Below are 12,465 nucleotides of genomic sequence, written 5' to 3'. Positions count from 1 at the left end.
CACCACATCATCGACCTCGATACGCAAAGCCGGCATGATCCGCTCCCTATTTGGCGGCTGGCTGGAAGCCGTCGGTGCCGATGTCGAGCTCCGTCACGTCGCCATATTTTTTGGCGACGTCGCGGATATCGTCAGCCTTGCCGATCAACACCGTTTGCAGGTTGTTGCGCGGGAAGTGCTGGTTCACCAGTGCCTTGGCGCGCTCGGGCGTGAGGCTGTCGACGTCGCGCGTAAAGTTGTCGATCTGCTCGCGACCGACGTTGGACGCGTACATATCGCCGAGTAGCCCGGCCAGTTGCTCGCCGGTTTCATAGCGCGGCGGGAACTGGCCTTTCACGTAGGCCTTGGCCGAATCGAGCGTGGCCTTGTCGATGCCCTTGTCCCACAGGCGCTGGTAGGTCTTGTGCGCCAGGGCCAGCGCATCGCCGGTCTTGGCCGAGGCCGTGAAACTCGAGATGGCAAAGGTGCCGGTTTGCGACAGCACGCTGAACTGGCTGTTGGCGCCGTAGGTCAGGCCGGAGTTCACGCGCAGCTCGTCGTTGAGCCACGACGTGAAGCGTCCGCCCAGGATGGTGTTGAGCACTTGCAGCGGCACGTAGTCGGCGTCGTTGCGGGCGATGCCGGCGCCGCCGATCAGGAACGTGGTCTCGATGGCGTCGGGCTTGTTCACCAGCCACACGCGCGACTTGTCGGCCTGCACTTTGCCGTTGTCCTGCTGCTGTGGCGCCGGGCCGGTGGCTTTCCAGGCGCCGAACAGCGATTCGATCTGGCGGCGCATCTCGTCCTTCTGGAAGTCGCCCACCACCACGATGGCGGCGTTGTCCGGACGGTAGAACTGGCCGTAGTAGCGCTGCACGTCGGCCTGCTTGAGCGCGCTGACGCTGCCCACGGTGCCGCTGGCGGGAATGCCATACGGCGCGCTGCCGAACAGCATGGCGCGGTAATACGTGTTCACCACGTTGCGCGGCGCTTCCTTGGCTTGCTTCAGGCCGATGACCTTGCGGTCGCGCAGCTTGGCCAGTTCGGCCTCGTCGAACGACGGCTGCTGGACGATTTCGGCAAACAGCGGCAGCAGGGCGGCGGCATCCTTGCGGGCGAAGTTGGCTTGCACCGTGCTGGCTTCGGCGCCGGCGCCGCCGGCCAGGCGTGCACCGCGGAAGTCGAACGCCTCGTCGATGGCCTTCTTGTTGCGGGACGTGGTGCCCAGCAGCAGGGCGTCGCCGGTAAGGTTGGACAGGCCCGGCTGGGCGGCGTCGTTGACGGCGCCAGCCTTGACCACGGCGCGCACCGAGATCAGCGGCACTTCGTGGCGTTCCATCAAGTACACGGTCAGACCGTTGGGCAGCTTGACTGTCTCGAACGCGGGCAGGCGGAATTCAGCGGCGGTGGCCGGCAGTGTGGCGGCGGCCAGCACGGTGCCTGCTGCCAAAACAGCTATCTTGGTGTATGTCATGTAATCAGTCCTCCTTCGCAGCAAGCACGCCGATGGTGCGCTGCGACTTTTTCAGGTATTTGGCGGCCACGGCCTGGATGTCGGCGGGCGTAAGCTTGGCGTACGCGGCGGGGGCGTCGAACATTTTCTTGTAGTCGCCGAAGAACATCTCGTAATTGCCCAGTTGCTGGGCCTTGCCGTTGATGGTTTCCTGCTCGCGGTACAGGTTGACCAGCTTCTGGTTGCGCACCTTGTCGAGTTCCTCGGCGGTGACGCCATCCTTGACCACTTTATCGAGCTCGGCCAGCACTGCTTTTTCCAGCGTACCCGGATCGACCTTGGCGGCCGCCACGGCAAACACGTACAGCAGGCCGGGATCGAAACCCTCGGCGGCATTGGCCGACACTTGCGTGGCCAGTTGCTGCTCGACCAGCGCCTTGTACAGGCGCGAGGTCTTGCCGTCGGCCAGTATGCTTTGCAGCACTTCCAGCGCGTAGTAGTCGGGGCTGTTGGCCGCCGGGATCTTGAAGGCGACCGCGAGGTTGGGCGACGTCGCCGATTCCTTGGTCACGAAAATGCGGCGCTCGCCGGTTTGCGGCGGCTCCACCGTGCGCACGGCCGGCGGCGGTGCGCCTTTCGGAATCTTGCCGAAGTAGCGCGTGGCCAGCTTCTTCACTTCATCGGCCTTGACGTCGCCGACGATCACCGCCACCGCGTTATTCGGTGCGTAGTACGTTTTGAAGTAGTGTTCGAGGTCTTGCTGGGTCCAGGCCTTGATGTCGGACTCGTGGCCGATCACGGGCCAGGAATACGGGTGGGCCGAGAAGGCCACGCCATTGACGGCCTGGTGCAGGGCGCGGATATTCGAGTTTTCCAGGCCGGTGCTGCGCTCGGACAGCACTACGCCGCGTTCGCTGGCGACCATTTTCGGATCGATGTTCAGGTGGGCGATGCGGTCGCTCTCGAGCGTGAAGATGGTCTCCAGCGAGCTGGCCGGGAACCAGTCCTGGTACACGGTCAGGTCGTTGCTGGTATAGGCGTTGTTGGAGCCGCCCTTGGCTTCCATGGTGCGGTCGAACATTTTCGGGCCGAAGTTTTTCGAGCCGTTGAACATCATGTGTTCAAAGAAGTGCGACAGGCCCGTGGTGCCGGGCGCCTCGTTGCGCGAACCGACTTTCCAGAACGTGTACATATTGGCGTTGGGGATGGTGTGCGATTCCAGCACGATGAACTTCATGCCGTTGGCCAGCGTGAAGGTCTGCACCTCGTCGGCCAGGTTCGCTTCCTTGGCCTGCGCGGTGGCGGCCATGCCGAGCAGTATGCTGGCGGCCAGGACTTTCCATTTCATATGCGCTCCTTGTATTGAAGCATAAAGCATACGATATCCGGCAATATTGTCGTTAATTATTTGCGGATGGCAAGCTTAGCAGATAGCATGACAGGAACTAAAAACCAGGGAGCAGCAGATGGAAAAACCGATGGCCTGGGTCGCTCACGAGTTGAGCATGACCGTGCTGATGACGCCCGATATGGCCAATTTCTCCGGCAACGTCCACGGCGGCACCATTTTGAAATACCTCGACAGCGTGGCCTATGCCTGCGCCAGCCGCTACTGCGGCAGCTACACGGTGACCTTGTCGGTGGACCAGGTGATGTTTTTGCAGCCGATCCACGTGGGCGAGCTGGTGACGTTCCTGGCGTCGATCAATTACACCGGTAACACGTCGATGGAAGTGGGCATCCGCGTGGTGACCGAGAACATCCAGAAGCGGCTGGTGCGCCACGCCAACAGCTGTTACTTCACCATGGTGGCCGTGGACGAACACCGCAAGCCGCTGCCGGTACCCAAGCTGGTGCTGGAAACCGACGAACAAAAACAGCGCTGGGAACAGGCGCTGCGCCGCAAGCACGCGCGCCAGATGGTGCACGGCGAACGCAAAAAATAAGCTCAAATGGTAGTAAACTGGGTTCCCTTTATCGTTCTTCAGGAGGCCGATATGGAAACTCAGCAACTACATCGTGGCAGGTTGATCGATCACATCCAGCTGGTGGTACGCGACCTGGCTGCGTCGAGACAATTTTACGAGGCGGTCTTCAAGGTGCTCGACGTGCCGATCGGCGGCGAGGGCGACAGCTATTTCTGGGTCGACGAACTGTTCGTCTCCACCTCCGACAGCGAGGCCGCGCTTGGCGTCCTTACCGGGCGCCACCACCTGGCGTTTCAAGCCAGGGACCAGGCCGCCGTCGAGGCGTTTTACCAGGCCGCGCTCGAGCACGGCGGCACCGACAACGGCCCGCCCGGCGAGCGGCCGTATCACCCCGGCTACTACGCGGCATTCGTGCTCGACCCCGACGGCAACAATATCGAGGCCGTGTTCCACGGCGACGCCAGGCGCAGCGCGCCATCGGTCGAGATCACTTTTTAAGGCGTGGCGCCAGGTGCTCCAGTACCAGCCGGCATGACTGATCGAGCGTGATGGTGGAAGTGTCGAGCGCAAGCGCCGGTTGCAGCGGTGCTTCGTACGGCGCCGAGACGCCGGTAAATTCCGCGATCAGGCCGGCCCGCGCCTTTTGATATAAACCCTTGGGATCGCGTTGCTCGCACACTGCGCCTGGCGTGCTGATCCAGGTTTCGATGAACAGCTGGTCGCCGATGATGTCGCGCGCCAGCGCGCGGTCGGCCCGTTGCGGCGAGATGAAGGCGCAGAGCACGATCAGGCCGGCGTCGTTCATCAGGCGCGCCACTTCCGCTGCACGGCGGATGTTTTCCTGGCGGTCGGTGGGTGAAAAGCCGAGGTCGCGGTTCAGGCGACGGCGCAACACGTCGCCGTCGAGCACAGTGACATGGTGGCCGGCTGCGGCCAGTTGCGCTTCGAGCGCAAACGCCACCGTCGATTTGCCGGCGCCACTGAGGCCCGTGAGCCAGACCGTGAAGCCGCGCTGGCGGGCTGGCCTTGTTGTTGTCGCCCGGTGGTCGTTCATCGCAAGGCCGCTGGCAGGATAGTGCGCATGGATCGAAGCCAGGACTCGGCCATAAATATTGTCAGCCGTAATTATAGCGGCCCAACTACGGTGGCTGAAAGTAAATGCCGCCGCGTGTGCAGAAGCACACCGGCGGCAGCGAGCGCGCCCTCTAGCCCTTACTTCTTGGGTCCCCGCGTCAGGAACACCAGGGCAGCGGCGACCAGCGACGCCGCCGCCAGTCCATACAGGCCGCCCTGGATCGAACCGGTCTTCTGCTCGAGGTAGCCGAAGGTGGTCGGCGCCACGAAGCCGCCCAGGTTGCCCAGCGAGTTGATCAGCGCGATCACGGCCGCAGCGATGCGGGCGTCCAGGTATGCTTGCGGAATCGGCCAGAACAGCGCGGATGCCGCCTTGAAGCCGATGCCGGCAAAGCAGATCGCCACGAACGCGAATACGGGGCCACCCACGGTGGACATGAACATGCCGGTCGCCGCGATCACTAGGGCTATCGCCACCCACATCTGCTGGTGCTTGAAACGGGCCGCCAGCGAGGCGAACATATACATGGCCGCGATCGAGATAATCCACGGAATCGAGTTGAACATGCCGATCTGGAAATCGGTGTAGTGGCCCATCTTCTTGATGATACTCGGCAGCCAAAACGTGGCGCCGTAGATGGTCAGCTGGATGGCGAAATAGATGAAGCAGAACAGCACGATGCGGCTGTCGCGCAGCAGCGAGAACATGCTGACGTGGCCCGGTTTCGATTTTTCGCGCTCCTTTTGCTCGGCCGCGATCACGGTTTCCAGCTCATGGCGCTCGGCATCGGTCAGCCACTTGGCGTCGCTCGGTTTCGAATCAAGGCAGAACCACACCACAAAGCACAGCAGGATCGACGCCACGCCTTCGATGATGAACATCCATTGCCAGCCGTGCAGGCCACCGCCCTCGATTTGCAGCAGCGCGCCCGACAATGGACCTGACACCACCGAGGCCAGCGCCGAACCGCTGAGGAAAATCGCCATCGCCTTGCCGCGCTCGGCATTGGGCAACCACTGGGTAAAGTAATACACCACGCCCGGGAAGAAGCCAGCCTCGGCCACGCCCAGCAGGAAGCGCATCACGTAAAACGACGTCTCGCCCTGGACGAACGCCATGCCGGTGGCGACGATGCCCCAGGTGGCCATGATGCGGGTGAGCCACGCCTTGGCGCCGAAGCGCTGTTGCAGGATATTCGACGGCACCTCGAACAGCGCATAGGCGAGGAAGAAAACCCCGGCGCCGAAGCCGAACGCGGCTGCGCCGATGCCCAGGTCCGCCTCCAGGTGGGTACGGACGAAGCCGATGTTGACACGGTCGATGTAGTTGGCGATGAACATCACCACGAACAACGGCAGGATGCGCCACTTGATCTTGCTGACCGCGCTGGCCAGCACGCTTGATGGCGCGCCGGCGGCGGTGGGTAAAACTGTACTCGTGTTGCAGTCTCCTCAAACTTGCATGAATCGGATGATCAGCGCACCAGGCAGGGCTTTTTGTTATCGAATTTCCAGCCTGGAATCACGTACTGCATCGCGACGCCGTCGTCGCGGGCACCCAGGCCCTTGTTCAGGTACAGCTGGTGGCCCGCTTCCAGCGCATCGAGGTCGAGTTCTACGCCCAGGCCCGGCGTGGTGGGCACCTGCACCTTGCCGCCTTCGATCTGGAACGGGTTGCGGGTCAGGTGCTGGCCGTCCTGCCAGATCCAGTGGGTGTCGATGGCGGTGATCTTGCCCGGTGCTGCGGCGGCCACGTGGGTGAACATCGCCAGCGAGATGTCGAAGTGGTTGTTCGAATGCGAACCCCAGGTCAGGCCCCATTCATGGCACATCTGTGCCACCCGTACCGAGCCCTGCATGGTCCAGAAGTGCGGGTCGGCCAGCGGAATGTCCACCGATTGCAGCGAGATCGCGTGCTGCATCTCGCGCCAGTCGGTGGCGACCATATTGGTGGCGGTGAGCAGGCCGGTGGCACGGCGGAATTCGGCCATCACTTCGCGGCCGGAAAAGCCGTTCTCGGCGCCGCACGGATCTTCGGCGTAGGCCAGCACATCGTGCTGGTCGCGGCACAGGCGGATTGCGTCCTTGAGCAGCCAGCCGCCGTTGGGGTCGAGCGTGATGCGCGCCTGCGGGAAGCGTTCATGCAGCGCGGTGACGGCCGCGATCTCGTCCTCGCCGCGCAGCACGCCGCCCTTGAGCTTGAAGTCCTGGAAGCCGTAGCGGTCGTACGCCGCTTCGGCCAGGCGCACCACCGCTTCCGGTGTCAGCGCTTTTTGATGGCGCAGGCGCAGCCAGGCGTCTTCGTTGTCGGGATCGGCCGCGTAGGGCAGGTTGGTGTCGTTGCGGTCGCCGATGTAGAACAGGTAGCCAAGCATTTCCACCTCGGTGCGCTGCTGGCCGTCGCCAAGCAGGGCGGCCACCGGCACGCCCAGGTGCTGGCCCAGCAGGTCGAGCAGCGCCGCTTCGAGTGCGGTAATGGCGTGAATGGCGATGCGCAGGTCGAACGTTTGCAGGCCGCGCCCGCCGGCGTCGCGGCCGGAAAACGTCGTGCGCGCAGCGTTGAGAATGGCCTTGTAGTTGCCGATGCTGTGGCCGATGACGAGTTCCTGGGCGTCTTCCAGGGTCTGGCGGATCGCTTCGCCGCCGGGGACTTCGCCCACGCCGGTGTGGCCGGAACTGTCGGTGAGGATGACGATGTTGCGGGTGAAGTAGGGGCCGTGGGCGCCGCTCAGGTTGAGCAGCATGCTGTCGCGTCCGGCAACCGGGACTACGCGCATGGCAGTGATGGTAGGAGTGTCGTTGTTGGTCTGGCTGGTCATCATGAATCCTTGGTTGTTCTTGAAATGATTGCGCTGTCATTTAATGGTAGCGATGTCATTTGCAAATATCAACCTAAATTTACGAGATTTACGCATTTTTATGATTGAAGTAAATGATAGAAAATGATGTGTTGCTATATAATCTGGTTCATGACCATCAAAAATGACCAATCCGACTTGCGCGTTCTGCGCACCGCCAACGCCGACATTCCGGTCAGCGGCGCCACGCTGGCCGATGTGGCCAAAGTGGCCGGCGTGTCGCCGATCACCGTATCGCGCGCGCTCAACCAGCCGCAGCTGGTGCGGCCGAACACGCTGGCGCGGGTGCAGGAGGCGGTGCAGCAGACCGGCTACGTGAAAAACATGATGGCCGGCGCGCTGGCGTCCAACCGCAGCAAGCTGGTGTCGCTGGTGATTCCCAGCATCGCCACGCCGATCTTTGCCGAAATGGTGGAAGCGGTGACCGATACGCTGACCCAGGCCGGTTACCAGTTGCTGCTGGGCTTGTCACGCTACGAGCCTTGGCGCGAGGAAGTGCTGGTCGAAACCATCCTCAGCCGCCGCCCGGACGGCATCATCGTCACCGGTACGCTGCATACGGATAACACGCGGCGGCGGCTGGAGCTGTCCGGCGTGCCGGTGGTGGAGGCGTGGGACATGGCGTCGTCGCCGATCGACATGGTGGTGGGCTTTTCACACGAAGAAGTGGGGCAGGCCACCGCGCGCCATTTATTGGAACGCGGCTACCGCCGCATCGCGATTTTGGCCGTCAACGACCCGCGAGGCGCGCGCCGCAACCAGGGGTTGCAGGCGGAACTGGCGCGCCACGGCGTGGCGGTGGCGGCGGTGCAACTGATGCCGCTGCCCACCACCTTGCAACTGGGCCGCGAAGGCCTGGCGCAATTGCTGGCGCAAGCGCCCAATCTCGACGCTGTCGTGTGCAGCTCCGACACGCTCGCGCACGGCGTGCTGACCGAGGCCGTCAGCCGAGGACTGGACGTGCCGGGGCAGCTGGCCGTGATCGGTTTTGGCGATCTCAACTTTGCAGCCCACACGTATCCGCCGCTCTCGACCATCCACGTCGATGGCCGCAACATCGGCACCGTGGCGGCGCAACTGCTGCTGGACCGGCTCGACGGCGGCAACCAGGTGCGCCCGCGCGTGATCGATACCGGCTTCGAGCTGGTTCACCGGGCCAGTACCTGATCGACCCGCGTCCGCGAGTCGTCATGCCGATGCGGCGCGGCGCAACTGCCACACCACGCGGTACGCCAGCAGCCGGTTGAGCAGCGGCCGCCACGGCAACGACCGCTGTCCCGCCAGCCCGCGCTGCATCGCCAGCGCAGGCGAGGGTTGCGCCCCCGGCACCGCAAACCAGATCCGGTTATTGCCCGCCACGCCGCGCAAGGTGCAGATCCTGCCGCCGAACGCGTGCCGCAGGCGCCGCAGCATGACGCCGTACGACGGGTCGTAACTGAAAATATTGGTCACCAGCACGCCGCCAGGGCGCAGCGCGCGGCGGCAGTCGGCGTAAAAAGCTGCGCTGCCCAGCGGCGCCGGCAGGCCGTGTTCGTCGAAACCGTCCACCAGCAGCACGTCGGCGCTGCCGCGCAACTGGCGCATGTAGCTGGCGGCATCGGCGTGGATGATGCGCAGCCGGTCGTCATCGGGCGGGATGGCGAACTGCTCGCGCAGGGCGATCACGTCGGCCCGTAATTCCAGCACGGTGATGCGCGCGTGCGGCAGGTAGCGGTAGCAAAACTTGGCCAGCGAACCACCGCCCAGGCCCACCATCACGATGTGCGCTGGCTGCGGCTGGAACAAGGTAAAACACATCATGGCGCGGCAATAGGCAAGTACCAGGTCGTCGGGATGCGAGAGCTTCATCTCGCTTTGCACCATGCCTGGGCGAAATTCCAGCAGGCGGCGATTGCCACGGGTGTGGACCTGGGGGCGGGGATCGGGTGGCGTCAAGTGTCTGGGGAATCCGGGATGTCAATTTATAGTAGCATGCGGCCGTCACTTTCATTTACAGAAGGAATATTTCTATGTAAATTGGCGGGGCACCGCCATGGGCGGACAATACGGAAAACCGGAGAACCACGATGTTTTTAGACCACCCCACGCTGACCGCCACCAACAGTATTACCGAACCCGACCGTATCGAGCGCCTGACCCGCGTGTACGGTTACGTGGTGGCGCTGGCCGACCTGTCGGGCCACCAGAGCTTCATTGAAAAAGTGAGCCAACTGCACGACCACAAGGGCACGCTGATCGTGTTCTGGCACGACGCCCCGAGCGACGACGAAAAAGAACTGTTCTCGAAAGGCTGGGCCAGCAAGATGGGCGACGGCACCACCAACGTCGAACACGAGGTCTGAGTCGCCCCCGGTCATGGATATCAAGACGCTGGTCCTGGCGCTGGCGCTGGGCAACCTCAGCCTGTGCGTGGCGTTGTTCTTTTTCGAGCAGCCCGCCGGCGCCGCTACTGCGGCGCGCGGCAATGCCACGTGGGCGCGCGCCCGGCAGTTGCAGGCACTGGCCTGGGGCCTGGTTTACCTGCGCGGCACGCTCCCCGATTTCCTGACCATTCCCTTTGCCAATACCCTGCTGCTGGCCGGTTTCGCGCTGGACGCGGCGGCGCTGTGGGAGCAGGCGGGCCGGCGCATCTGGCGCCGCTACCTGCTGCCCGTGCTGCTGATCGCGGTGGCGGCCTTTGTCAGCGCCTGGCTGCTGCAACGCACGCCGCCCGAGCGGCAGGCGATTTCCTCGCTGGCCATCGGCTTCTTTGTCGCTGCCGGCGCCGGCGCGCTGGGCCGGGGCTGGTCGGCCGGTACGCTGCTGCGCCGCTACCTGGTGGTCAGCACGGTGGTGCTGGCGCTGGCAGTCGTCGCACGCGGCCTGCTGGTGCTGTTCCTGCCCAATGGCTGGTCGTGGGTCAGCCCGGAGCTGGTGCAGGGCATGGGCCTGGTTGCCCTGTACCTGGTCATGCTGGGCAATGGTTTCGGCTACCTGCTGCTGGTGCGCCAGCGCCTGCAAAACGAGCTGGAACGGCTGGAAGTGATCGATCCTTTGACGTCCGCGCTGAACCGGCGCGGCTTCCACCAGGCGCTGGCGCCGTGGCTGGCGCTGGCGCGCCGGCCCGGTCAGCCTACCGCGCTGGTGATCGTCGATCTCGACGATTTCAAGCGCGTCAACGACCATTACGGTCACCTGGCCGGCGACCAGGTGCTGGTCGCCATGGCCGACGCCTGCAAGCGGCAACTGCGTGACAGCGACACCCTGGGCCACCTGGGTGGCGGCGAATTCGCCATCCTGCTGCCGCGCACCGCGCTCGACGATGCGCTGCTGGTGGCCGAACGTGTGCGTGGCGCGCTGGCCGCGCAACCGGTTAAGGCCGAAAAAGCCATCATCAACCTCACCGCCAGCCTTGGCGCCACCACCATGCGCGCCGACGACACCACCGTGGGCCTGTTCCAGCGCGCCGACCTGGCATTACGCCAGGCCCGCGCCGCCGGCGGCAACCAGGTGGCCGCGCACGCCGCCGATAGCGCCGCCATGCTCGACGCCTGAGCGCCGGGACACCTGGCCAATTTATCCCGCAAGGCGGACGCGATTGTCATCATGCCGTCACAAGTACGGCATATCGTGATAGCATTTTTAAAATCATCTAAATCGTTTAGTTAAATTTTTTTTCCGCCGGCACGCGCCGGGCGGGCATGGGTTCATATTATGTATGCAGCAGTAGACCTGGGTTCCAACAGCTTCCGCCTCCACATCGGCAAACACGATGGCGATGCGATCCGCGTGCTCAAAAGCGTGCGCGAACCGATCCGCCTGGCCGCCGGCCTCGACGACAAGGGCAACCTCACCCCGGCCGCCATGCAGAACGCGCTGGCGTGCCTGCGCAACTTCCGCGAGGTGCTGGCCGGCTACAAGCTCGACGCGGTGCGCGTGGTGGCCACGTCGGCCATGCGGGTGGCGCGCAATTCGGCCGTTTTCCTGCCCGAGGCCGAGCAGGCCATCGGCTACCCGATCGAGATCATCTCCGGCGAGGAAGAAGGGCGCCTGATTTACATGGGCGTGGCGAGCGCTGTGGCGGCGCCTGGCGAGCGGCGGCTGGTGATCGACATCGGCGGCGGCTCCACCGAGCTGATACTGGGGCGCGGCCAGGAAATCGAAAAGGTCGAATCGTTCAGCGTGGGCACGGTCAAGCAAAGCCTGTCGTTTTTTGTGGGCGGGCGGGTGGACGGTCCCTCGTTCGAGGCGGCCATCCTGTCGGCGCGCAGCCATTTCGAGGATGCCGCGCCGCCGTACCGGCCGCAGTTCTGGAAGCAGTGCTACGGCTCGTCCGGCACCGCGCGCACGATTGCCGACATCATCATCAAGAACGGCATCGGCAAGGAGGTCAATGCCGATACGCTGTCCGCGCTCAAGCAGCGCTTCATCGAATTCGGCCACGTGAGCAAGATCGACATGCCCGGCCTGCGGCCTGACCGCGCCAGCACCATCATCGGCGGCCTGGCGATCCTGATCGGGCTGGTGCGCGAGCTCGGCATCCCGGTGGTGCAGCCGATCGAGGCGGGCCTGCGCATGGGGGTGATGTGGGATTTGCACCTGCGCTCGACCAAGCGCGACCGCCGCGAGCAGTCGGTGCAGGCATGCGTGGAAAAATTCCACGTCGATCAGCGCCGCGCCAACCGGGTGGCCGACGACGCGCTGGCGCTGTACGCGCAAACCAAGCCGTCGTGCGAGGTCTATACGCGCCACCTGTACTGGAGCGCGCTGCTGCACGAGGTGGGGCTGGTGGTGTCGCACACCGGCTACCACAAGCACGCGTGCTACATGATCGAAAACGCCGACTTGCCGGGATTTACCACGCGCGAGCAAAAGCTCATGAGCCGGCTGGTGGTGGCGCACAAGGGCAACTTGCGCAAGGTATCGGAGATGATCGAGGAAGTCGATATCGCCAAGGCGGTGGTGGCATTCCGGCTGGCGGTGCTGTTCATGCACTCGCGCATCGACATCGACTTCAGCCTGGTCAAGCTGCGCATGAAGAGCCGCGTCGAGCTCGACATTCCGCGTGAATGGGTGGCCGACCACCCCACGCTGTCGTACTGGCTCGAAAAAGAACAGGAGCACTGGGACGACGTGGGCGTGGATTTCACCATCAGAACCACCGGATGATTGCTGAAAATGCTAGCACATTTGC

12 protein-coding genes are annotated in these 12,465 nt (G+C 63.8%); 6 read left to right on the top strand and 6 right to left on the bottom strand.

From position 1 onward, the window contains the following. Positions 1-46: 46 nt before the first annotated feature. Together F8197_RS07510 and F8197_RS07505 are read right to left on the bottom strand one after the other, a co-directional pair. Entirely contained in the window at positions 47-1,453 is a 1,407-nt protein-coding gene (locus F8197_RS07510) for a pitrilysin family protein (RefSeq protein WP_227012149.1), read from the bottom strand. Between the two features lie 4 nt (positions 1,454-1,457). Next, the gene (locus F8197_RS07505) at positions 1,458-2,780 is read right to left on the bottom strand and encodes a pitrilysin family protein (RefSeq protein WP_152881382.1); all 1,323 of its coding nucleotides are present in this window, start codon (positions 2,778-2,780) and stop codon (positions 1,458-1,460) included. 118 nt (positions 2,781-2,898) lie between these two features. Between F8197_RS07505 and F8197_RS07500 the strand changes: the two genes are divergently transcribed. Continuing rightward, the gene (locus F8197_RS07500; RefSeq protein ID WP_056138676.1) at positions 2,899-3,378 is read left to right on the top strand and encodes an acyl-CoA thioesterase; all 480 of its coding nucleotides are present in this window, start codon (positions 2,899-2,901) and stop codon (positions 3,376-3,378) included. A 51-nt stretch (positions 3,379-3,429) separates the two neighbouring features. After that, positions 3,430-3,858 carry a VOC family protein gene (locus F8197_RS07495; RefSeq protein ID WP_152881381.1) on the top strand — a complete coding sequence of 143 codons (429 nt, stop codon included), beginning with the start codon at positions 3,430-3,432 and terminating at the stop codon, positions 3,856-3,858. On the opposite strand, the gene cysC is transcribed toward F8197_RS07495, so the two are convergent. The 3 genes from cysC to gudD form a co-directional block, all read right to left on the bottom strand. Beyond that, a complete protein-coding gene (gene cysC / locus F8197_RS07490) occupies positions 3,848-4,414 on the bottom strand; it encodes an adenylyl-sulfate kinase (protein WP_152881380.1) in 567 nt (188 codons plus the stop codon). The genes F8197_RS07495 and cysC overlap by 11 nt on opposite strands. Positions 4,415-4,572: 158 nt before the next feature. Continuing rightward, on the bottom strand, positions 4,573-5,775 hold the full coding sequence (locus tag F8197_RS07485; protein ID WP_227012203.1) for an MFS transporter: 1,203 nt from the start codon (positions 5,773-5,775) through the stop codon (positions 4,573-4,575). 134 nt (positions 5,776-5,909) lie between these two features. Then, a complete protein-coding gene (gudD, locus tag F8197_RS07480) occupies positions 5,910-7,253 on the bottom strand; it encodes a glucarate dehydratase (protein ID WP_373996811.1) in 1,344 nt (447 codons plus the stop codon). Positions 7,254-7,403: 150 nt separating this feature from the next. Here gudD and F8197_RS07475 point away from each other — a divergent pair, with 150 nt between their 5' ends. Further along, a complete protein-coding gene (locus F8197_RS07475) occupies positions 7,404-8,459 on the top strand; it encodes a LacI family DNA-binding transcriptional regulator (RefSeq protein WP_152881378.1) in 1,056 nt (351 codons plus the stop codon). A 21-nt stretch (positions 8,460-8,480) separates the two neighbouring features. Here the strand turns inward: F8197_RS07475 and F8197_RS07470 are convergent, their stop codons facing one another. Continuing rightward, entirely contained in the window at positions 8,481-9,155 is a 675-nt protein-coding gene (locus tag F8197_RS07470; protein WP_227012202.1) for a methyltransferase domain-containing protein, read from the bottom strand. 203 nt (positions 9,156-9,358) lie between these two features. Here F8197_RS07470 and F8197_RS07465 point away from each other — a divergent pair, with 203 nt between their 5' ends. From F8197_RS07465 to F8197_RS07455, 3 genes are all read left to right on the top strand, one after another. After that, positions 9,359-9,634 (top strand): hypothetical protein, encoded by a 276-nt coding sequence (locus F8197_RS07465; RefSeq protein ID WP_152881376.1) that lies wholly within the window; start codon positions 9,359-9,361, stop codon positions 9,632-9,634. A 13-nt stretch (positions 9,635-9,647) separates the two neighbouring features. Beyond that, positions 9,648-10,826, top strand: coding sequence for a GGDEF domain-containing protein (locus tag F8197_RS07460; RefSeq protein ID WP_152881375.1), 1,179 nt, complete (start codon positions 9,648-9,650; stop codon positions 10,824-10,826). A 159-nt stretch (positions 10,827-10,985) separates the two neighbouring features. Then, positions 10,986-12,440, top strand: coding sequence for a Ppx/GppA phosphatase family protein (locus F8197_RS07455; protein WP_152881374.1), 1,455 nt, complete (start codon positions 10,986-10,988; stop codon positions 12,438-12,440). Positions 12,441-12,465 lie beyond the last annotated feature (25 nt).

This window comes from Duganella sp. FT27W, from assembly GCF_009295655.1.
Taxonomy (GTDB): Bacteria; Pseudomonadota; Gammaproteobacteria; order Burkholderiales; family Burkholderiaceae_D; genus Rugamonas; species Rugamonas zoogloeoides.
This window is presented reverse-complemented; position numbering and strand designations above follow the sequence as displayed.

What these genes read in the sequence shown, in the direction of transcription:
- cysC (WP_152881380.1), bottom strand. Translation starts at nt 4,414, where the DNA reads ATGAACGACCACCGGGCGACAACAACAAGGCCAGCCCGCCAGCGCGGC.
- F8197_RS07485 (WP_227012203.1), bottom strand. Translation starts at nt 5,775, where the DNA reads ATGTTCATCGCCAACTACATCGACCGTGTCAACATCGGCTTCGTCCGT.
- gudD (WP_373996811.1), bottom strand. Translation starts at nt 7,253, where the DNA reads ATGACCAGCCAGACCAACAACGACACTCCTACCATCACTGCCATGCGC.
- F8197_RS07460 (WP_152881375.1), top strand. Translation starts at nt 9,648, where the DNA reads ATGGATATCAAGACGCTGGTCCTGGCGCTGGCGCTGGGCAACCTCAGC.
- F8197_RS07470 (WP_227012202.1), bottom strand. Translation starts at nt 9,155, where the DNA reads ATGGTGCAAAGCGAGATGAAGCTCTCGCATCCCGACGACCTGGTACTT.
- F8197_RS07505 (WP_152881382.1), bottom strand. Translation starts at nt 2,780, where the DNA reads ATGAAATGGAAAGTCCTGGCCGCCAGCATACTGCTCGGCATGGCCGCC.
- F8197_RS07475 (WP_152881378.1), top strand. Translation starts at nt 7,404, where the DNA reads ATGACCATCAAAAATGACCAATCCGACTTGCGCGTTCTGCGCACCGCC.
- F8197_RS07495 (WP_152881381.1), top strand. Translation starts at nt 3,430, where the DNA reads ATGGAAACTCAGCAACTACATCGTGGCAGGTTGATCGATCACATCCAG.
- F8197_RS07510 (WP_227012149.1), bottom strand. Translation starts at nt 1,453, where the DNA reads ATGACATACACCAAGATAGCTGTTTTGGCAGCAGGCACCGTGCTGGCC.
- F8197_RS07465 (WP_152881376.1), top strand. Translation starts at nt 9,359, where the DNA reads ATGTTTTTAGACCACCCCACGCTGACCGCCACCAACAGTATTACCGAA.
- F8197_RS07500 (WP_056138676.1), top strand. Translation starts at nt 2,899, where the DNA reads ATGGAAAAACCGATGGCCTGGGTCGCTCACGAGTTGAGCATGACCGTG.
- F8197_RS07455 (WP_152881374.1), top strand. Translation starts at nt 10,986, where the DNA reads ATGTATGCAGCAGTAGACCTGGGTTCCAACAGCTTCCGCCTCCACATC.